The organism is Streptomyces sp. NPDC086147, assembly GCF_040702165.1.
Taxonomy (GTDB): Bacteria; Actinomycetota; Actinomycetes; order Streptomycetales; family Streptomycetaceae; genus Streptomyces.
The window spans coordinates 39,629-59,709 of the sequence record NZ_JBFBJO010000010.1 but is presented as its reverse complement, the minus strand read 5'-3'; the positions used below and the strand labels follow the sequence as shown (position 1 = coordinate 59,709).

Below are 20,081 nucleotides of genomic sequence, written 5' to 3'. Positions count from 1 at the left end.
ATGAGCGTGCAAGCCCCCCTTTTTTCAAGATCGTCACCTGCGTGACGCCGCAATCCTCGCACGTCCGGCGGGGGAGGCCCGCCGCCGGACGCCGGGTGCGTTTGTGCCCTCCAGGAGTGAGAATCCACCATCCGGCCGGGCGGGGAACGCCCCCTACGGCAGAGCCGCCCCACGGGCGGTGATCCAGAGGCTGTACCACTCCTCATGGGTCAGTTCGGGCGTCGTGGTCGCGGCGTCGCGGCAGGCGCGGATGCGGGCCGGGTTGGTCGTACCGATGACGGGGGCGATACGGGCTGGGTGGCGCTGGAGCCACCACAGGACGATCGTCTCCGGCGTCGTGTCCTTGGCCTTGGCGAGCTCGGCGACGAGCGCGGCGGTGGCCCGGTCCTCCTCGCTCTGGGGCCGCCCGCTGTAGCGGCCCTGGGCCAGCGGGCCCCAGGCCTGGAGGGCGATGCCGTGGGTCAGGCAGTGCTCGACCGTGCCCGTGGGGAAACCGTTCGCGGCGGAGGCCGGCGTGTTGACGAGGACGTCGCCCTCCAGCCAGTCACGTCGCAACAGGCTCATCTCCAGCTGGTTGGCCGCCAGCGGCAGGCCGAGATGCGCTTGGAGACGGGCCATCTGCGGCGCGCTCATGTTGGACACGCCGAAGCGCCGCACCAGCCCCTGCCGGTGGAGGGACTCCAGGGCGGTCGCGACGTCGGCGGGGTCGGCGAGCGGGTCCGGGCGGTGCAGCAGGAGCATTTCGAGGTGGTCGGTGCGCAGTCGGGCGAGGCTCTCCTCGACCTTCCGGACGATGGTCGCGCCGCGCAGGTCGTACATGCCGGGCCGGTCCCCGTCGGCGAGCCGGATGCCGCACTTCGACTGGAGGGTGATCCGCTCGCGCAGCCCCGGCGAACGGTCCAGGACCTCACCGAAGACCGCCTCGGCCTTTCCGTGCCGGTAGATGTCGGCGTGGTCGAACCCGGTGATCCCGCTCTCCAGCGCGGCCTCGATCGCCGCCTCCGCGGCGTCGATGTCCGCAGGGGCGTACGGGGAGGCGTCCCAGCCGCCGCCCAGGCCCATGCAGCCGAGGAGGAGGCGATCGGTCGTCTCGTGTGCGGTCACGGGTGCACCCTCCTGCGGGCGGTCGACTGCCGGGACCGATCGACCGGCCCCCGCTTGTGACCGGATTATGTCAGTGGGACGAGGCAGGCCAGTCCGGCCGTGGATGAACGCTCCCACCGCGCCCTCCTCGACGCGTGGGCCTCACCGGGGCCCGGCGGGTTAGGGCACCCGGCCACAACACCGTAATACCGGCCAGTCAACTCCCTTACTCCGCAATGAACTTGACCGATCGAATCACCCGGTGCGCGCCAACGGTCGTGACCGCCCGCCCGCACGCGGTCACGTGCGACGCGGCATCGACCTGCCTCGTCGGCGACACGAGTACGGGCTGTGCATTCCTGGGGCCCCGTGGACCTCGGCGCGTCGCGGCGGCCCACGCGTCCGGCAGTATGGTGACGGCCGTGATCAAGAAAAGACTCCTCGCCACCCTCCTCACCGTGGGCCTCCTCGCGGCCGGCGCGCCGTCCGCCACCGCCCAGGACGAGACGTACGTGAAGACCGGTGTCGTCTTCAACAAGCCGTCCGGCACGACCGCCGAACAGGGCGCGATCCTCAGCCACCTCGGGCGCCTCGTCAACGGCGCCCCCGGCGGATCGACCATCCGCATATCCCTGTACGCGTTCGGGTCGTCCTGGCTGGCCGACCAGCTCGTGAAGGCGCACCAGCGGAACGTGAACGTGCAGGTCCTCGTTGACGACACCAGCATCAGCGCGGCCTGGATGGGCACGGCGGGGAAGACGGTCCGGGACAAGTTCCAGGCCGCCTTCGCGACGCAGTCCGCGCCCGGCCAGACGTCGTGGTTCCGGGTGTGCGCCGCGGGCCGGCCGTGCCTGGCCGCGGGGACGAGCGGCGTGAACCACAACAAGTTCTTCCTGTTCTCCCGCTCCACCGGCAGCGGCTCGCCGACCACGGGCGCGGTGGTCGAGAACATCGTGGTGCAGTCCTCCGGCAACCTCACCACGTGGGACCGCGAGTCCGGCTGGAACGACGCGATGACCGTCACCGACAACGCCGGCCTGCACACCGGCTACGTCCGCTACTTCGACCTGATGGCCGCTTCGCAGGCCCAGCCGGACGGGTCGAAGACGGTGAGCGACCTGGCGATCGACGTGGAGGCCGGGCAGGCCAAGGGCTACTTCTTCCCCCGCTCCTCGACCGACGTCGTCGAGAACATCCTGAGCATGGTCGAGACCCGTGTGCCCAACGCCGACGGGACCACCGCTCCGGTCTGCCACGGGAACACCCCTGGCCACGGCACGGCGGACGGCCGCACCGTGATCCGCATCGCCAACGGGCACATCTCGCGACCGGCCGTGGCGGAGAAGCTGTGGACGCTCGCCGACGCGGGCTGCTACGTCGACGTCGTCTACGGCAAGCTCTCCGACTACGCGGCCGTCGGCACGCACCGGGAGACGGCGTACTGGCTGACGCGGTCGACCGCGAAGGGGAAGATCTCCCTCCACCGCCTGGAGAACGACGACGTGACGAACCCGGCCGCGCCCGGGGTCTCCGGCACGGCCACCCACACCAAGTACCTGCTGATCGAGGGCTCGTACAAGGGCGTGAAGGACCAGAAACTGGTCTTCACCGGCAGCCACCCGTACACCGGTCTGGCGCTCACCGCCAACGACGAGACACTTCTGAAGTACGCCGGCCCCGAGATGCACGACGCGTACGTGACGAACTTCCGCGACCAGCGCGCCGCCGCCCTCGCGGAGTCCCAGTACGGCGGCGTCTTCTAGGACCCGCTCGGTCGGTCGAGGCTGCGGGCGGTCGGGCATGATGCCCGGGTGAGCACCATCGTGAAGTTCTTCGTGGCGCCGGACGACACGTCGGCGGGTCTGGTCCTCCGGACCGGGCCGGGACAGGGATTCGAGTCTCTCTCCTTCGGCAACTTCGATCCCGAAGAGGCCGTGGTCGAATGGGAAGGCCTTCTGATCGGCGCCGGCTTCGAAGAACTCGTCGAAGCCGGCGAGCCCCGGATCGTCGCCGGCCAGGACGACGACGGGTGCGTCGTCTTCGCGCTCTCGCCCCGCCTGTCCACCGCGCTCGTGGGCGCCGGGCACTCCAGGTTGCGCGACGTCGCCGCCTCGTGGGCTCAGCTGTGTGCGGAGAACGGTGAGGACATCGACAGCCGGATCGCCGGCGTGATCATCGGCGATCTGGCTGCTCTCGTCGGCAGCGCCCGGCGCCGGAACCAGAGCGTCTACTGCTGGGTCGCGTAGGAGTTCGTCGGACCAGGACGCGGAAACACCGTTCGGCCGCGACCGTGCGACCAAGCCGGGCGGCACCGAAGAGGTGCTGGAGCCGTGCTTCCCGGGCACGGCACCGCCTCCGCAGCAGATCCGCCCGGGCTACTTGACCAGCCGGAAGGCGGGGTCTTCGGCCCAGGCCCGCAGGAACTCCGCCGTTCCCAGCGCCATCCAGTCGTCGTCCGCGATCCCCGACACCCCCGGAAGACCGGCGACGACCGCCACCTGTCCGTCCAGCAGTTCGGCTTTGGCCACGCCCCCGATGACGTCCATGACGGCGGCGGTCAGCAGGGCCGTGGCCACGTGGTCGATCTCGCGATTGCAGCCGGCGCTGACATTGACGGCATGGGTCGGCCTGAAGCCGAGGACGGCCTCCACCTCCGGCTCGTCCGCGTGCTCGGCCTCGAAGGTGGTCTCGTCGCCCACATCCGGGCCCATCAAGTAGACGTGGAAAGGCCGATGCCAGTCCTCACGCCCCGGGTTGAAGCCCACCAGAGCCGTGAGCCCCTCGTCCGCGGGGGTGTCGCCGAGGAGTGAGAGCGGGAACGGCTTTCGCCAGTCCTCCTCCCGCCCGTCCTCGACGCCCAGTCGTTCCGCGGGCACGTTGACGTCGAAGAAGCCGGGCCGCTTCTCGTCGAAGCGGGAGGAGAGCTCCACCACCAACGCGCGGAACTCCCGCAGCACAGCCGGCGAGAGCGGCTCCGCCAACTCGATCACCAACGTCGGACCGGACATGTCCCAAGCCTAGCCTCGATCATTCACCGGTCCCCGCGGTTCGGACCGGCGCAGGGCGAATACGGCAAGGGCACGTACGACGAGGTGCTCGCACCCGGGCCCGGCTGTGACGTTCACCGGGTGCGGATGCGTCCTGGGAGTTCTGAACGGCCCTCCCCGGGTGTACTGTCCCGCCGTGACCGAGACTCGGGTGGGGGAATGGCTGGTCGACGAGGCCGCTCCGCTGGGAAGCGGACAGTTCGCGCGGGTGTTTCCCGCCCGACGGGTGCGGCCGGGCCTGGACGGGCACGTCGAGCACCGAGCGGTGAAGATCTACCACGTCCGGGGGGACGCGGAGCAGCGCCGGCGCGCGCTGGACGAGATCCGGATCCAGGAACGACTGATGGGATGCCCGCACGCGGTGGCGTACGTCGACGCCTTCCTGGCGCCGGAAGGGCCGTTCGCCGGCTGTCTGGTGCAGGTGATGGAGCTGGGCGACCGCGCGCTCGGCGACCACCTGGACGCAGCCGGCCCGCTGCCGCCCCACGAGGCCGCCGCGGTCCTCGCGGGCGTGGCCGAGGCCCTGGAGCACGTGCACGGCCGGGGCCTGGTGCACGCGGACCTGAAGCCGGGCAACATCGTGCGCTGTCGCGGTCTGTGGAAGATCGCCGACTTCAACGTGGCCACGGCCCTGCGGGAGACCGTCGCGTGGGACCTGGGCGGCACGCCCTCCTACATGTCGCCGCAGCGCCTTCGGGCGCCCGGCCCGGGACCGCGCGAGGTGCGGCCCGCCGACGACATGTGGTCCCTCGGCATGGTCCTCGGACAGTGCCTCCTCGGAAGGCTTCCCTCACGTCTCGCCGTGCCGCGCGAGGAGGAGGCGCTGCGGCTGGCGGGCGAGATCGTGGACATGCTCGCGGACACCGGCGCGGACCCGGTGACGGCTTCCCTGGTGAGGGAGTTGCTGTCGCCCGACCCCCGGGACCGGCCGACCGCCCGGCAGGCCGCGCGGCGGCTGCGCGACCTGGCGACGACGGAGCCGCCCGCCCCGACCCTCCTGCTTCCGCACGCGACGCTCGCGGTGGCCTCCTACGGCGATCCCCACCTGGAGGTCTTCGCCGCCGATTCCCGAGGCCTGTGTCACGGCTGGAACGTGCACGACGGCTGGAGCGGATGGCACGGGATGGACGCCCCCGCTCCCGCCCGTGCCCTGGCGGTGGGGTCCCCCGCGTCGTACCGGCAGTACCTGTGGCTCCTCGGCCGCGACGGGCGGCTGTGGCGGCGGGAACTGGCCGCGGACCCGGAGACCGCCGTGGCGAACGGGGGCTGGTCGGCGTGGGAGGAGGACGGGCCGACGCCCGGCACGGCCCCGCTGACCGACATCGCCGCCACCGGCGCCCCGTGGACCCCGCACCGGCTGTACGCCGTCGACCGGGACGGCGGTACCTGGCAGCGCGGACAGGAGGAGGACGGACGGTGGGCGTCCTGGTCGCCGCTGCCCGGCGCCCCCGCCGGCCTGGTGTCCGTACGGCCCGGGGCGGCCTGCGGCGCCCTCGTCGCGATCGACCGGTCGGGCACCCTCCTGTACAGCCCGGGCCCCGCCACCGGACGCTGGCGCCGCGTCCTGGACGAGGAACACACCCCGGTGAGCGCCGCGGTGCCGCTGCCCGACGAGGCCCTGGTCGTCCTCAGTGGCGACCACTGCGTCCTCCGTCCCGGCGGACTGGCCTCCGGCCCCTTCCCCGTTCCGCCGCCGGGCCGGTACACCCGGCTCGACGGCACCTCCCGCTGGAACGGACACGTCGAACTCGTCCTCGGCGACGACGAGGGCCGACTCGTCCACACCTGGGCCGAGCGTGACTCCGCCGGATGGTGGCGGTGGAACGACCGGTGGTGGGACCTGCGCGAAGCCGTACCGCGCTGACCGGCACTGCCACGGTCCCGGCCGGCGCCGCGGCCGGACGGCGGGGCTGGTGGCGGCGTACGCCCAGCCGGTGCTCCGCCGGCTGACACCGGTCAGCGGTCGCTTCGGCCTCCGGTTCAGCCGAAGGCGCGCCGGTAGGTCTGCGGGCTGACGCCGGTGGTGCGTTTGAAGCGGTCGCGGAACGTGGTGGGAGAGCCGAAGCCGACCTGGCCGCCGATGCGCTCCACGGAGTGGTCCGTGGTTTCCAGCAGGTGCTGTGCCTGGCGGATGCGGGCCCGGTGGAGCCACTGGAGCGGGGTGGTGCCGGTCTGGTCGCGGAACCGCCGGATCAGGGTCCGGGTGCTGGTCCCGGACCGCGTGGCGATGTCGGCCAGCGTGAGGTCGCGGGCCAGGTTCTCCCGAAGCCAGGTGAGCAGCGTCTCCAGTTCGGAGCCCTGCGGCGTGGGGGTGTGGTCGTGGACGATGAACTGTGCCTGCCCGCCCTCGCGTTCGAGCGGCATCACCGACAGGCGGGCGGCGTCGGCGGCGACCGCCGAGCCGTAGTCCCGGCGGATCATGTGCAGGCACAGGTCCAGGCCCGCGGCCGCGCCGGCCGAGGTGAGGAACCGGCCGTTGTCGACGTAGAGGACGTCCGGGTCGACGTCGACGTCCGGGTGGAGGGCGGCCAGGAGTCCGGCCGCCTGCCAGTGGGTCGTGACGCGCAGCCCGTCGAGGAGCCCGGTGGAGGCCAGGGGGAAGGCGCCGGTACAGATGGAGGCGATCCGGGTGCCTTCGGCGGCGGCCGCCCGCAGCGCGTCACGCACGGCGGGGGAGAGCGGAGCCGTGACGTCGGTGACGCCCGGCACGATGACCGTGTCCGCGTCCCGGAGGTCCTCCAGGCGCCAAGGGGCACGCAGGGCGAAGGCCCCGGCGTCGACCTCGTCGTGCTCGGCGCACACACGCACCTGGTAGCCGGGCCGTCCGTCGGGCAGGCGGGTCCGCGAGAAGACCTCGATCGGCGTGGTCAGGTCGAACGGGATCACCTGGTCCAGCGCGAGAACGGCGACGGTGTGCACGGCTGAAACCTATCTCCCCACGGATCGAAGAAGTGGAACCGGTACCTGCGTGGTCCCAGTTCACGGCGCTTCTCACGCTCTCGGAAGGCCATGGCGGTTTTCCGTTGAAAGCCGTCACTAATGCCACTGTCCGGCCGGATCGGCAGAAGGTTGACTCCAAGGCGCCGGAGAGAGAACGATCCCGAAGGAACGCCCGTGCACATCCAAGTCGTCCTGTTCGACGGTTTCGACCCGCTCGACGTCATCGCCCCCTACGAGGTGCTGTACGCCGGCGGTATGGCGTCGGGCGGTGCGGTGACCGTCGAGCTGGTCTCCGCGGAAGGCCCCCGAGAGGTGATCAGCGGCACCGGAGGGCTGGCACTGCGCGCTACGGGCGCCCTCGACCTGGAGCGGGCGGACGTGCTTCTGGTGCCCGGCGCCTCCGGCCGTGTGGGGGAGCCCGGTGAGGTTCCCGAGGAAGAGGTGGGCGCCGGCGAGATTCCGGAGGGGGAGGCGGGCGTCGGTGAGGTTCCCGAGGAAAAGGCGGGCGCCGGTGAACGGAAGCAGGACGAGTTCATCCCGGTACTGCTGGGCCGCACACTGACCACCGAGCTCCCCGCACTCCTCGAGCGGGCGATGGACGACCCGGACATCACGGTCGCCACCGTCTGCGGAGGCTCCCTCGTCCTGGCCATGGCGGGCCTGCTGGAAGGGCGTCACGCCACCACCCATCACCTGGGCCTGGACATGCTCGACGCCACCGGCGCCCACGCGGTTCGCGCCCGTGTCGTCGACGACGGCGACCTGATCACCGGTTCCGGAGTGACCTCCGGGCTCGATCTGGGCCTGTACCTGCTGGAGCGCGAGCTGGGCCCGCGCATCGCCCACGCCGTCGAGGAGCTGTTCGCCCACGAGCGGCGCGGCACCGTCTGGCGCGCCCGGGGCCCGGCCCCCGCCACTCTCTGACCTTCCACCCCCTCACCGATCCGCTCGACCACAGTCAGGAAGAACATGTCCGTCAAAGGCACCTGGGACCTGTCCGTCTCCACCCCTATCGGCAGGATGAAGGCCGTCGTCGAACTCCGTGAGCAGGACGCCGTCCTGACCGGCGTCGCCCATGGAGCAGGCGAGGAGGTACCGCTCGGCGACATCGTCCTCGACGGCGACCGCCTCACCTGGAAGCAGTCCATCACCAAGCCCATGCGGCTCGACTTGGCGTTCGACGTGACGGTCGACGGCGACACCCTCCGGGGCACCTCCAAGGCCGGCCGCCTTCCGTCCTCGAAGGTCACCGGCGAGCGCCGGACCGCCCCGGGGCGCCAGGCGTGAACAAGCTCTTCCTGTCCCTGCACGTCCTGGCCGCCATCATCACCGTCGGCCCCGTCACCGTCGCCGCGAGCATGTTCCCCGCGACGCTGCGCCGTGCTCTCGGCACCGTCGACGCCGGTGACGCCGGTGACGCCCGGGCGACCCTGCGGACACTGCACCGCATCTGCCGGGTCTACGCGGGCGTCGGCGTGGCCGTGCCCCTCTTCGGCTTCGTCACGGCCAGTGGCCTCGGCGTCCTCGGCGACGCCTGGCTGATCATCTCGATCCTGCTGACCGCGCTCGCCGCCTGCGTCCTGGCCCTGCTCATCCTGCCCGGCCAGGACCGCGCCCTTGCCGAGCTGACGGGTCTCCCCGCGGCACCGGTGCCGAACTCCCCGCGACCGGTCCGGTTCGCCATGCTCACCGGCGTCTTCAACCTGCTGTGGGCCACCGTCACCGTACTGATGATCATCCGCCCCGGCTCCACCACGGGAGTGTGACCGCGTGCCGCCGGCTGCCGTGAAGATCCTGGCCCCTGTTCCAGGCGGCGGCGGGCCGGTCGGTGTCACTACTGTTTCCGCCATGCGCATGAAGATGATCGCGGCTGCCGGGTTCCTCGCCCTGCTGCTCACGGGGTGCGGGTCCGGTGCGGAGGACGCCTCCGAGCCGAAACCCGTCTTTTCGGAGCTGCCCCAGAAGATCGTGAAGCCGGTGCCGGAACCGACGGGCGGACTGCACCCGTCGCCGCCACCCGGTGCCGCCTTCCACGAGACCGTCGCCTTCGGCCTGCGCGAGAAGGTTCTCGACATGGCCAACACGGACGGCACGACAACGGCCCGATGCCCCGCGTCCCTCAAGGCGAAGGAAGGGGACCGGGCCGTGTGCGTGAGCACGTGGGAGGGTCTGAAGGTCGAGTGGGACATCCTCGTCCACACGTTGCCGGACGCGCCGAACGACCTGAAGTGGGGCGCCGAACCCCGTATGGCGATCCTCACCCGGGACGGTGCCGCCAACGCCGTCTACGTCTCCTACGCGCCCGATCTCGTGCGCTGCGACAACATTCCCAGGGCCGTTCTCGTCCCCGTCGAGCGGGAGATGAAGGAGTACGCCTGCCAGACCGTGACGGACGGCCGAGCGGGCAAGCCCATGCCCGTACGGGTCTCCTTGAGCGGCCCGTTCTTCCGCTGCCAGGCAAAGAGGGAGGTCCATGCATGCGGTTGAACGGGCGGTGACCCGACCCCGCGCGGGGCTGAGACCCGGGACGAGGTGCGACTGATCGCGGGCGGGGGAGAGACGGAAGAGGGAGAACGCCGGTGGAGGCCGCCCCGTTCGGCAAGGAGCCGTGGGAGCGCCTCATGCCGATCGAGGACGACGAGGCGGAGCGGTTCGCGATCGAGGTCCGCGTCGACGTCCTGGCGACCGCATGGTCCGACTTCAGCCGGCCCGCCCTGCCGTTGTCGTACCGCCACACGTCAGGAGGTTCAGGGATTCGGGGCGGTCAGGTACCGATGGATCGTCGGTGCCAGCCATGCCACGATCTCCGCCCGCGTCAGCTCCACCGCCGGCGGCATGCGCAGCACGTACCGCGTGAGCGCCAGCCCCAGGAGCTGCGACGCCGTGAGCACCGCCCGTGCCGGGACCTGCTCGGGGTCGGGGCACACCTGCCGGGCGACCGGCAGCAGCTGGTCCCGCAGGACGCTCTGCATGCGCTCCGCTCCGGCCTGGTTGGTCACGCAGACCCGTAGCAGGGCGGTGAGGACCTCGTCGTTCTCCCCCATGTCGAGGAAGTGCTCGACGAGGATCCGCCCGGCGTCCCGTCGGTGGTCCGCCCCGCCCATGTCCGGCAGCCGCAGGTCGATGGCGACGGCCGCCGCGAAGAGGCCCTCCTTGTTGCGGTAGTACCGCATCACCATCGACGGATCGATGTTCGCGTCCTTGGCGATGGCGCAGACGGTGGCTCGCTCGTAGCCGTCGGTCGCGAAGCGCGCGTTGACTCCCTCCCGGACACCTCGATGTTCTTGCCAACAAGCGTTGGCCAACGAACGTTCGTACGCGAGTGACGGCAAGCAGGCGCGGCAACAGGAGGCCACCGTGAACCCCACCGCCACCCACCGCTCCGTGATCGTCGTCGGCTCCGGCCCCACCGGCCTCCTCCTCGCCGGTGACCTCGCCGTCGCCGGTGTCGCCGCGGCCCTGGTCGAGAAACGACCGCACGGGATCGGCAACCTCTCCCGCGCCTTCGGTGTCCACGCCCGTACCCTGGAGCAGCTCGACGCCCGCGGCCTCGCCGACGAACTCCTCGCCACCGGCGACACCGTCACCGGCCTGCGGCTCTTCCGCCGCCTCTCCCTCGACCTGGGCACGCTGCCCTCGCGTTTCCCGTTCCTGCTCGTCACCCCGCAGTACGAGGTCGAGCGGCTCCTGGAGCGGCGGGCCCGGGAGGTCGGGGTCGAGTTCGCCCACGAGAGCGAGGTCGTGGGGCTGCGGCAGGACGACGAGGGGGTCGACCTCGACGTACGCGGCGCGGACGGGACGGTCGTCACCCGCCGGGCGGCCTACGTCGTCGGCGCCGACGGCCACCGGAGCGCCGTGCGGGAGGCGATCGGCCTGGACTTCCCCGGTTCCTCCGTCATCAAGTCGCTGATCCTCGCCGATATCCGGCCGGCGGAGAAGCCCGAAGGAGTCCTCGCCGTCAACGGCCGCGGCGACGCCTTCGTGATGATCGCCTCCTTCGGTGACGGCTGGTACCGGGTCATGGGCTGGAACCGCCGCAACGAGGTCCTCGACGACGCCCCGCTCGACCTCGACGAGGTCAGGGAGATCACCCGCCGTGCCCTGGGCTCCGACCAGGGCATGCACGACGCCCGCCGGCTCTCCCGTTCCACAGTGACGAGCGCCAGGCGCTGCACTACCGGGTCGGGCGGGTCTTCCTCGCCGGGGACGCCGCGCACATCCACTCCCCGGCCGGCGGGCAGGGCATGAACACGGGCCTCCAGGACGCCGCCAACCTGAGCTGGAAACTGGCCATGGCCGTCCGGGGCCGGACGCCCGAAGGCCTCCTCGTGATCACGCCCGTGACGCACGAAGGCTCCGTCGTCCGCGAGGAGAGGCTGACCGTGAAGCACTGGGCGGGCGACCGCCGGACGACCGTCCTGGTGCGGCCCGACGGACACGTGGCCTGGGCGGCGGAGGACGCGGACGTGACCGAGGCCGAGGAAGCGGTGGCGCGGTACCTGGGCTGACGGGTCCGCGCACGGCAGGAGGTGACACTCCGACCCTTTTCGAGGACCGGAGTGTACGAACGTACCTTCTGGAGCGTACGATCGTACGCATGAGGGTGGACCACTTCGCCGACGACCCGCGCACCAACCTGGAGCGCATGCTCGCGGGCGATCTCTACATCGCCGACGATCCCGAGATCGCGGAGAGGCAGCGGCGCGCCATGCGGCTCGCCGAGCGCTACCGGACCGCGTTCCTGGACGACCCCGGCGCGGCCCGGTCCCTCCTCGGCGAGCTGCTCGGCTTCGCGGGCGAGGAGATCGAGGTGCGACCGCCGCTGTACGTGGACTACGGCAGCAACATCTCCGTCGGGGCCCGGACCTTCGTCAACTACAACCTGACCGCGCTGGACGTAGCGGCGATCACCATCGGCGAGGACTGCCAGATCGGCCCGAACGTCCAGCTCCTCACCCCCACCCACCCCCTGGAGCCGCAGCCCCGGCGGGACAAGCTGGAGGCCGCGCTCCCCATCGCCATCGGGGACAACGTCTGGCTCGGCGGAGGCGTCATCGTCTGCCCTGGCGTGAGCATCGGCGACAACAGCGTCATCGGTGCCGGATCGGTCGTCACCAAGGACATCCCCGCGAACGTCGTCGCGGTCGGCAGCCCCGCCCGGCCCGTCCGGGACCTTTGAGGCCCCCGGCTCCCATGGGCACCGGACACACCGATCCGCAGCGCCGCGAGCGCATCCTCACCGCCGTCCTGGACCACATCGCCGACGAAGGCGTCGCCGGCCTCTCCCACCGCAAGGTCGCCGCCCGCGCCGGCGTGCCGCTGGGCTCGATGACCTACCACTTCCAAGGCATCGACGAACTGCTCCGCGAAGCCTTCACCCGCTTCGCCGGCCACGTCGCCGATCTCTTCGAGCAGCACCTGAACGCGGCCGACAGCGCCGAGCAGGCGCGCGAAGCGGTCACCGACCTCATCCACGAACTCTCCGAGGGACCGCAGCGCGACCTGATCCTCGCCCACGAGCTCTACACCCTCGCGGCCCGGCGCCCGGAGTACCGAGAACTGACACGGAAGTGGATGATCCGCAGCCGACAACTCCTGGAACGCCACTTCGACGCCGACACGGCCCGCCAGCTCGACGCGCTTGTCGAAGGGCTCGCCCTTCACCGCGCCCTCGACACCGCACCGCACGACCGGCAGCTCACGAGCGAAGCCGTCAGGCGCATCACCACCACCGCCCGGACGCGCCCCTCCGACAGCCTGCGGGGGCCCGGCCCTGACACCGGGCTCCCGCAGGCACCCGCTCAGGACGCGCAACGTGTGTAGACCTTGAGGAGGGATGACCGTGCTCCGCGGCGCGTGAGGACCTGACGGTCGCGCGACGGCGCCGGGCGGGCGGATCCGGTCCCGCCGCGGGGAGGCGTTGTGGTCGAGGCCGGAGCTTTCGCAGGTTGAGCGTATGGGCTCCTTCGCCAGGCTGACCGGAACCGAGCACCCCGACCGCGGTACGGCCCGTGTTCCACGGAGGAGGTCCGGGCGGCGCTGCTCGCACTCAACGGGCCGGACGTGCCGTTCGTCGTGCGCGGTGGTGCCCCTGAAGGTGCCGACCTCGTGGCGGAATGGCGGATCTCGGACCTCGCCCGGCACACCCTCTTCGCCCGCACCCAGGTGAGCCGGGTGACCTCCAGGCGACGGAGTCCTACCGCTTCGACACCTCGGACATGAAGGATCCGCTTGCCGGTCGAACGTGGTGAGCGCACTGTTCAACGAGGCGAGTCCGGCGTCGCCGCCGCCGGCTTCGTCCTCGCCACCCGGTGACGCCCCGGTCTGCCTACGCCGGGCAACGCACCCGCAGGGACGCACCCCGGCTGTCCGAGGGCTTCGGATCAATACCGGGCCGGGGGGTGTTTGTGTTTGGGGTCCAACCGGTAGTCGGGACAGTCGCGGTTCTGGCACGTGCCCGGGCCCGGTACGGCGACGAATACACCGAGGGTCTTGTGGCGGTGCAGTACGACCGGCACGGACTGCTTGCAGGCCGGACACTCATACACTTCGGCTTCAAGCTTCCTTTTGACCATATCTTTACTGTATGTCCATATGGGCATGCGGGGAAGTTTTCCGACTTTTTGCCATGGGTGAGGAGGTCAATCATCCCGATCCGTCGGACCGGCAGGGGGATCAGGATCATCTGCCGCGGGCGGCCGACCGGGCTGCCCCGGGGACGGGGGAGCGGCCGACTGTTCGCCGGTCTGTTCCGTGGTGCTCGCGGGAGCGGGCCTTTTGATGCTGAGCACCACGGAACCCGTCAGGACGACGACGATGACGGCGAGGCTGACGGGGGAGGGGATCTCCGGGATGTCGGGGCTGATCATCTTGTGGGATGCCTGGAGGACGAGCTTGACGCCGATGAAGGCGAGGATGATTGCCAGGCCCTTGCTCAGGTAGTGGAAGCGGTCCAGGAGCCCGGCGAGCATGAAGTACAGGGCCCGCAGGCCGAGGATGGCGAACGCGTTGCTGGTGTAGACGATGAACGCGTCGTCGCTGACCGCGAGGACGGCCGGAACGCTGTCGACGGCGAAGATCAGGTCGGCGGCCTCGATCGCGGCGACCACCGCGAGCAGCGGCGTCGCCACCCGCTTGCCCGCCTCCTTGACGAAGAACTTCGCCCCGGCGTACTCGTCCCGCACCGGGATGATCTTGCGGAGCATCCGCACGGCGAAGCTCTTGCCCGGGTCGAAATTCTCCTCCTCGTCCTTGAGGAGCTTGTAGGCGCTGTAGAAGAGCACCGCGGCGAAGGCGAACAGCACCGCGGTGAAACGGCTGACCACGGCCACGCCGAGGGAGAGGAAGATCCCGCGGAAGACGAGCGCGCCGATGACGCCGAAGAACAGCACGCGGTGCTGATAGGCCCGGGGCACTTTGAAGTACGCGAAGATCACGGCGAAGACGAACAGGTTGTCGACCGACAGGCTCTTCTCCAGCAGCCAGGCCGTCGTGTACTCGGTACCCGCCGTCGTACCCAGCACGAGGAAGACGACCGCACCGAAAATCAGGGCGAGGCCCACCCACAGGCCGCTCCACGCGGCCGCCTCCTTGAAACCGATGACGTGCGCGGTGCGATGGGCCAACAGGTCCACCGCCAGCGACACCACCACCGTCGCGGCGAATGCCCCCCACAACCAGAACGGGACATCAAGCACACCGAACACCCTCACGTCGGACTGCGTGAAACAATGCGGGTCCTATAACAGGAGTGTCCGGCATTGGGCTCCCAAGAGCATGCGGAGCCGGTGAAAGCCCGCGTGGTGATCAAGGCTGAACACCTCGACCCGGACGAGCCCGAGCCACGGCGCGCGGACGGGGTGGGCTTCGCGATCGGGGAGAGCCGGCGTCCGACGACGGTGTCGGCCACATCCACGGCGTCGGTACCCACGGTGACCAGCTGTGCCGGACCCTGCCGTCCGCTGCGGTTCTCCTCGAAGACCCTGGCCCCGTGGCGCCGTAGGTCACCGAAGATCTCCGAGGTGCTGCCGCTGCGTTCCCCGCACAGGCTGTCATTCGGTGACCTCGTCTACGTCTGGGCCGACGGGGTCCTCTCGGAGGTCCGGCCCGGCCGGGCCCACTCGTGGGTCCTGGCCCTGCTCGGCGTCCGTCTGGACAGTGCCGAGGAGCTGATCGCCCTGGCCGATAGCCTGCGCAGCCTGGCGGCCGGGAACGCCTCGGCGAGCGCCCGCCAAGAGCCCGTGGCACCGTCACCGATCATGAGCCCGGGGTCGTACGTGCCGCGTCGGCGGCGGTTCGCGCGGGCGCACCATCCGAGAACGGCATTCTGATCGAGTACGAGGAGCGAGCCGCATGAACGTCCACGACATCCCGCAGAACCCGGACGAGCACGTCCGCTTCGCGGTCCACCTCGACAGGCTGAGGCATGTTGCCGGCCCGAACGAGGCCGAACTGGTCAGCCGCGTGCTCACCGATCCGGACCGGACCATGGCCCGGTCCGCCGTGCTGCGACACCTGGACCGTCGAGCCGCCGATCTCCATCCCGGTCCCGCCTACGAGGAGTGGGCGCAGGCGATGACCCGGGCCACGATCGACCACCCCTTCCTGACCCGGCGCCTGCGGGAGTGGTCACTCTTCCGCGCTGTCACGCTCAAGCTGCCCTGGCGACCGGACGACCTGCTCGCGTCGTCCGACTGGCTCCAGTCCAAGGTCGCCGTCGGGACGAACACCGAGGCCGTCGAGATCCTCGCCGAACTCGGCCGCACCAAGCGGATCCGCAGCGCTGCCAGGAACGGTCTCAACCACGGCAGCGAGAGCTGAACCAGCCCACCCACACCTCTTGACCACTGCTCCATTCCACTCCGGACTCCCTGGAACCACGACGAGGGACGACTGCCGTGTCCCACAGCCGGATCGCGACGTATCCCACAGGCAGATGCGGCGCACGGGCGGCGCGCGCCTTTCGGAACCGCGGCGTCGGCGGGGAGCGGACGGTGGCGTGCCCGGCAGCATGCGAGCGGTGCCGCGCCCACTCCGCACGGCATGTCGTCTGCCTGACGGTGGACGCCCTTGGCGTATCCGGGCCGCTGCCGACCGGTGGCGGACCCGCACCTGTCACGTCTCGTCGAGAGGGGGCGGGTCATGGGGAGGGCGGACGTCGGGAAGTGTCCTTCGGCTTCGGCGGGTACTCGATCCGATCGGGCTGCCAGTGCCAGTCCTCTCCCCGATGGACCGCCCGGCCGGGCCGGGGGTTCGGGCCGTCCCGGCCTGCGTCCCAGTGAATGAGAACCACGACCGCGACGAAGAAAAGGACCATGCCGAGGACGGTCCACGCCATCGGATCGCCCTGGGCAAGCCGTGGCACGCCCGTGGTCCACAGGAAGCGCCCGAACCGCCAGGCCCCCACCACCAGCACGTACCCGAGCCCGAGCCCGAAGGGCAGAAAAACCAGCCCGAGCGCCAGACAGCCCTTGTCCACGTTCCCGCGACTCATCCCCACCCCCGCCCCGTCGGCTTCATGCCACCCAGGGCGGGGCGTACCCTGCCCCGAGCGACACGACACCGGCTCAAGAACGCTGTGGACAAGGGCAGGCCCGCACAGCAACCGACCGGTCGGCTGCTGTGCGGGCCACCAGCCCTGCGAGTGCCGGCCGGACGGCATCACTCAGGGCGGGCGACGACGGCTCAGCCGGCGCTCCTCCCGGCCTGGTCCTCAACACCACCGTGCTCTGTACCGCTCGCTACACCGATACCGCCGTCGCCCAGCTCCAAGCGGCGAGGCCACAACACCGGACGTGGTCCCAGCGCTAGCCGCATGCTGATCCAGGCCGGAACCGACTCCTACCGGTTCCAGGCCGCCGAGGACGAACACCCGGCAGACCTCCATGGCCTGCGTCGATGACGCCGGGCAACTCGGCGCGGCCCTTTGCCGAGAGGTCGTAACCGTCGGCAAGGTCCGGAGGCCCCTCGGCACGGGTGTCGACCGCGACGGCCGCGCTGGTCTCACGCAGACGCCGCAGCAGACTCCCCACCGATTCGAGGGCGGCACTCGTCATCGCCCACTCCGGGAACGGCGGCAGAGCCACGTCCCCGGGAAGGAAGCTCAGCTGCTCACGCCCATCCGCGGTGAGACCGACAGGGGTCGGCGCCGCGTCGAAACCGTGCTCCTTCAGCGCAAGGAGACGGGCATGCAGGGCGCGTGTTGCGCGGTGCCGGTCGTTCCACCAACTCCCCCCCCGGCGGAAGACCGCCCCCGTGTTCACCATCCCGCCGACCAGCGTTTCGTCTTCAGCCGTCATGAGGATCACGCTGTCGCCGGATCGACCCCGCACCCGGTCGTCCCGGCGCGGCAGGCGTGCTCCCACTCGGCTTCGGTCGGCAGCCGATACCCGTCGGCGGACGCGTCCCACTCGACGTCTTCGGCCTCGGCGCGGAAGTGGTACGCGGGCGTGAGGCCGGCCCACTGCTACAGGGCGCTGCAGAACCGCACCGCGTCCCACCAGGAGACGCGCTCGACGGGCAGCCGGTCCCCACGGGCGGTACTCGGCCGCTGGCCTGTGATCTGTGCGTACAACGCCTGGGTGACCGGGGATGCCGCGAGCTGGCAGGGCACAAGCTCGACCGACCAACTGCGCCGAGCCCGCCGGTTCGACAGCCCGGGACCGAACGACGGCGCCGCACTCGTCACGACCAGCGCCCCACACCCCGGAACCGGGCCGAACCCGCCGGCCGGGCGTCGCGGCGGCCCTCACCGCCCCCTTCCCCCGGAAGGGTGGGACGAGCGGGGAACCGAGGGGCTGACCGGAACGGCATCCCGCTCTACGATCACGCCCATGTCGATCTCCATTTCCTCCCTCCCGGTGCTCCGAGGCCGGGACGGGGCCGTTCTGTTCGTCGAGGACATCGGACTGGTCCTCGACCTCCCGCGCGAGCAGGTCACCTTCACCCCCGACGGGCTGGGCCGGATACGTGCCGAGGGCCGCTCGGTCCTGATCGAACTGCGGTCGAAGGCCGGGGCGACGCCGCGCGTCCACCGCATCGACGACGTGGACGAGGCGGCGGCCACAGCCTTCGCCGACGGGGTCAACGCGATTCTGGCGAACCGGACGGACAGCGACGACGTCGACGGGGCCCCGTTCGCGGTGGTCCGTTCGCTCGCCCCCACCTGGCGGATGAGGTTCCACCGCCGGATCCTGCGGGGCACGCTGTGGCACCTGCTGGCGCTCGTCGTCCTCTGCGTGGTGGCCGGCTCGCTGGACCGATGGGACCTGGTGCTCCTCACGGTCCTGGTCGGCGGCCTCGCCTGGCTGGGCCTGTGGCCGGGCCTGTACGGGGTGATCCGCGCGCGGCGGGAACGCTGGCTGTACCGGCACGGCGTCATGGTGACCGCCACCCGGGCCACGATGTCCCGCGGGGGGTACGTCTACCCGGACGCGACCGGGACGTACCGAGGCTTCCTGCACGGCGAGGCCGGTCCCACGATCACCGTGGCCCACCCTCCGGAGGACCCGTCGGACGTGCTGGTGCCGGTGCCGCCGTTCACGCACCTGGTCGACACCTACGCGGGCGCCGTCCTGGTCGTCTGCTGCAGCGCCCTGATCGTCCTCCACGCCGTAATGGGGGTGCTCTTTCTCCTCGACGGCTGACGAACCCGTACATGGCCAGCGGTGCGAGGCTGGAGCTTGATTTCTGATCGCGACGGAGTGAAGGAGGGATTCGCGGTGCTGGTCATGCCTGGGCGGCGGACGTCGACGATGGAACTGTTGGCCGTAGAGGCGGCGGGCCGGGGGATGCCGGTCAGAGCGGCGGAGGAGCCCGGCCTGGCAGGCCCCGCGTACTGGTACGGCGGACCGGTCGCGGGTGCGCGGCTGGCCGGCCGGCTCGGGTTCGCGTTGCTGGAGCCGGCGGACGGCTGGCTCGCCGAGTTGCCGGAAGAGTTCACCGGCCGCCGGGTACGGGCGGGGACCATCGCGGACGCGTGGGCGATCGACCGGCCGACGTTCGTCAAGCCGCCTCGTGACAAGTCCTTCCCGGCCGACGTCTACACCGACGGCTCCCGGCTGCCCGCCTCCCTGGATCCGGCGACACCGGTGCTGCTGTCCGACGTCGCGACCTTCGCGGCCGAGTACCGGCTGTTCCTGCTGGACGGCCGGATCGCCACGGCGAGCCGGTACGCGGTGTTCGGCCGGCTCGACCCCCGCCCGCTCGGTACGGACCGCGCGGACCGGACCACCGCCGCGCAGATCACGGAGTTCGCCGACCGACTGGCCGCCGCAGCCGGACACACGCTGCCGAGTGCCGTCGTCGTGGACGTCGGGCAACTGCTGGACCCGTACCGCCCGGGGCACCGCTGGGCCGTGGTGGAGGCCAACATGGCGTGGTTCTCGCACGCCTACGCGGCCGACCCGGCTCGGGTGCTGGACGTGGTCCTGCGGGCGGCGGGGCCACGCGAGCACCTGCGGCCGAGAGACCTGGCGTTCGAACGGCACTGATCCGCACTGCGCGAACCGGACTTCCCGGCGACCGACCCGGCCGCACTCCAGAAGCCGATGCTTCCGGTTCGGCCAGGATCGCATGCCGGAGACCAAGGGCCGAGAACGTGATCTTTCTTGATCTTTCGGGCGCGGCCCGGTCGGCGGACCGCGCCGTGGTGTGAGCCGGAGAACAAGGCACGCGTGAGCCGTATGACTAATGAGCTCGTGCACGGTTAGCGGTACGACGCCGGATCGTGATCGCTGATCACGTTCATGTGGTGGGGAACAGATCTCGTGCAGCGATCATCAGCGACCGGCGGATCACGGGGCTGTCGGCCGAGGTGATCGCCGAACTCGTGGCCGAGACGGGCCCGTTATGGCACGAGCGACACCAGGCGAGACTGCAGCCCAGGCCGCGGAAGCGGGCCGTCGGCGCTGGCGCGAAGTACCGGCTGGTCTTCATCGGTCGGCTTCTGGCCGCCCTCGTCCACCTTCGCCACGGTGCCACTCACGACGTGTCGGCCTGCTGGTTCGTTCA

The 20,081-nt window shown here is 70.9% G+C and carries 19 protein-coding genes and 3 pseudogenes; 14 read left to right on the top strand and 8 right to left on the bottom strand.

Going from position 1 to position 20,081, the window contains the following annotated elements; genetic code table 11:
- Positions 1 to 153 precede the first annotated feature (153 nt).
- Positions 154 to 1,104 carry an aldo/keto reductase gene (locus tag AB0398_RS22080; protein ID WP_366377309.1) on the bottom strand — a complete coding sequence of 317 codons (951 nt, stop codon included), beginning with the start codon at positions 1,102 to 1,104 and terminating at the stop codon, positions 154 to 156.
- Between the two features lie 401 nt (positions 1,105 to 1,505).
- Here AB0398_RS22080 and AB0398_RS22075 point away from each other — a divergent pair, with 401 nt between their 5' ends.
- Positions 1,506 to 2,846: a phospholipase D-like domain-containing protein gene (locus AB0398_RS22075; RefSeq protein ID WP_366377308.1), complete on the top strand. Its 1,341-nt coding sequence runs from the start codon at positions 1,506 to 1,508 to the stop codon at positions 2,844 to 2,846.
- 48 nt (positions 2,847 to 2,894) lie between these two features.
- Entirely contained in the window at positions 2,895 to 3,329 is a 435-nt protein-coding gene (locus AB0398_RS22070; protein WP_366377307.1) for a hypothetical protein, read from the top strand.
- Between the two features lie 129 nt (positions 3,330 to 3,458).
- Here the strand turns inward: AB0398_RS22070 and AB0398_RS22065 are convergent, their stop codons facing one another.
- Positions 3,459 to 4,091 (bottom strand): DUF6368 family protein, encoded by a 633-nt coding sequence (locus tag AB0398_RS22065; RefSeq protein WP_366377306.1) that lies wholly within the window; start codon positions 4,089 to 4,091, stop codon positions 3,459 to 3,461.
- Between the two features lie 175 nt (positions 4,092 to 4,266).
- On the opposite strand from AB0398_RS22065, the gene AB0398_RS22060 reads away from it, so the two are divergent.
- The gene (locus tag AB0398_RS22060) at positions 4,267 to 5,994 is read left to right on the top strand and encodes a protein kinase (protein ID WP_366377305.1); all 1,728 of its coding nucleotides are present in this window, start codon (positions 4,267 to 4,269) and stop codon (positions 5,992 to 5,994) included.
- Between the two features lie 116 nt (positions 5,995 to 6,110).
- On the opposite strand, the gene AB0398_RS22055 is transcribed toward AB0398_RS22060, so the two are convergent.
- Positions 6,111 to 7,049 carry a helix-turn-helix domain-containing protein gene (locus AB0398_RS22055; protein WP_366377304.1) on the bottom strand — a complete coding sequence of 313 codons (939 nt, stop codon included), beginning with the start codon at positions 7,047 to 7,049 and terminating at the stop codon, positions 6,111 to 6,113.
- 195 nt (positions 7,050 to 7,244) lie between these two features.
- Between AB0398_RS22055 and AB0398_RS22050 the strand changes: the two genes are divergently transcribed.
- Genes AB0398_RS22050 through AB0398_RS22035 form a run of 4 tightly spaced genes read left to right on the top strand, consistent with a single transcriptional unit; the run spans position 7,245 to position 9,557 of the window.
- Positions 7,245 to 7,994: a DJ-1/PfpI family protein gene (locus AB0398_RS22050; RefSeq protein WP_366377303.1), complete on the top strand. Its 750-nt coding sequence runs from the start codon at positions 7,245 to 7,247 to the stop codon at positions 7,992 to 7,994.
- Positions 7,995 to 8,039: 45 nt separating this feature from the next.
- The gene (locus AB0398_RS22045) at positions 8,040 to 8,357 is read left to right on the top strand and encodes a hypothetical protein (protein WP_366377302.1); all 318 of its coding nucleotides are present in this window, start codon (positions 8,040 to 8,042) and stop codon (positions 8,355 to 8,357) included.
- The gene (locus AB0398_RS22040) at positions 8,354 to 8,836 is read left to right on the top strand and encodes a hypothetical protein (protein ID WP_366377301.1); all 483 of its coding nucleotides are present in this window, start codon (positions 8,354 to 8,356) and stop codon (positions 8,834 to 8,836) included. The genes AB0398_RS22045 and AB0398_RS22040 overlap by 4 nt, the downstream gene beginning before the upstream one ends.
- Positions 8,837 to 8,855: 19 nt before the next feature.
- Positions 8,856 to 9,557, top strand: coding sequence for a hypothetical protein (locus tag AB0398_RS22035; protein ID WP_366377300.1), 702 nt, complete (start codon positions 8,856 to 8,858; stop codon positions 9,555 to 9,557).
- A 260-nt stretch (positions 9,558 to 9,817) separates the two neighbouring features.
- Here AB0398_RS22035 and AB0398_RS22030 read toward each other — a convergent pair whose 3' ends face one another.
- Positions 9,818 to 10,375: a TetR family transcriptional regulator gene (locus tag AB0398_RS22030; RefSeq protein WP_366377299.1), complete on the bottom strand. Its 558-nt coding sequence runs from the start codon at positions 10,373 to 10,375 to the stop codon at positions 9,818 to 9,820.
- Between the two features lie 52 nt (positions 10,376 to 10,427).
- On the opposite strand from AB0398_RS22030, the pseudogene AB0398_RS22025 reads away from it, so the two are divergent.
- The 3 genes and pseudogenes from AB0398_RS22025 to AB0398_RS22015 all read left to right on the top strand — a co-directional run bounded on the left by AB0398_RS22025 (position 10,428) and on the right by AB0398_RS22015 (position 12,893).
- Positions 10,428 to 11,578 (top strand): annotated as a pseudogene (locus tag AB0398_RS22025) (FAD-dependent monooxygenase).
- An 89-nt stretch (positions 11,579 to 11,667) separates the two neighbouring features.
- A complete protein-coding gene (locus tag AB0398_RS22020; protein WP_366377298.1) occupies positions 11,668 to 12,249 on the top strand; it encodes a sugar O-acetyltransferase in 582 nt (193 codons plus the stop codon).
- Positions 12,250 to 12,263: 14 nt separating this feature from the next.
- Entirely contained in the window at positions 12,264 to 12,893 is a 630-nt protein-coding gene (locus AB0398_RS22015; RefSeq protein ID WP_366377297.1) for a TetR family transcriptional regulator, read from the top strand.
- An 818-nt stretch (positions 12,894 to 13,711) separates the two neighbouring features.
- Here AB0398_RS22015 and AB0398_RS22010 read toward each other — a convergent pair.
- Entirely contained in the window at positions 13,712 to 14,767 is a 1,056-nt protein-coding gene (locus AB0398_RS22010; protein ID WP_366377296.1) for a TerC family protein, read from the bottom strand.
- Between the two features lie 102 nt (positions 14,768 to 14,869).
- Between AB0398_RS22010 and AB0398_RS22005 the strand changes: the two genes are divergently transcribed.
- Both AB0398_RS22005 and AB0398_RS22000 read left to right on the top strand, forming a co-directional pair.
- Entirely contained in the window at positions 14,870 to 15,400 is a 531-nt protein-coding gene (locus AB0398_RS22005; protein ID WP_366377295.1) for a hypothetical protein, read from the top strand.
- Between the two features lie 22 nt (positions 15,401 to 15,422).
- Positions 15,423 to 15,890: a hypothetical protein gene (locus AB0398_RS22000; RefSeq protein ID WP_366377294.1), complete on the top strand. Its 468-nt coding sequence runs from the start codon at positions 15,423 to 15,425 to the stop codon at positions 15,888 to 15,890.
- 319 nt (positions 15,891 to 16,209) lie between these two features.
- Here the strand turns inward: AB0398_RS22000 and AB0398_RS21995 are convergent, their stop codons facing one another.
- The 3 genes and pseudogenes from AB0398_RS21995 to AB0398_RS21985 all read right to left on the bottom strand — a co-directional run.
- A complete protein-coding gene (locus AB0398_RS21995; protein ID WP_366377293.1) occupies positions 16,210 to 16,548 on the bottom strand; it encodes a hypothetical protein in 339 nt (112 codons plus the stop codon).
- A gap of 466 nt (positions 16,549 to 17,014) precedes the next feature.
- Positions 17,015 to 17,368, bottom strand: a pseudogene (locus AB0398_RS21990) (aminoglycoside phosphotransferase family protein); the annotation flags it as partial.
- 32 nt (positions 17,369 to 17,400) lie between these two features.
- Positions 17,401 to 17,763, bottom strand: a pseudogene (locus AB0398_RS21985) (SUMF1/EgtB/PvdO family nonheme iron enzyme); the annotation flags it as partial.
- 139 nt (positions 17,764 to 17,902) lie between these two features.
- Here AB0398_RS21985 and AB0398_RS21980 point away from each other — a divergent pair.
- Positions 17,903 to 18,715, top strand: a complete 813-nt coding sequence (locus AB0398_RS21980) for a hypothetical protein (protein ID WP_366377291.1) — start codon at positions 17,903 to 17,905, stop codon at positions 18,713 to 18,715.
- A 108-nt stretch (positions 18,716 to 18,823) separates the two neighbouring features.
- Positions 18,824 to 19,561: an ATP-grasp domain-containing protein gene (locus AB0398_RS21975; protein WP_366377484.1), complete on the top strand. Its 738-nt coding sequence runs from the start codon at positions 18,824 to 18,826 to the stop codon at positions 19,559 to 19,561.
- Positions 19,562 to 20,081: the final 520 nt, after the last annotated feature.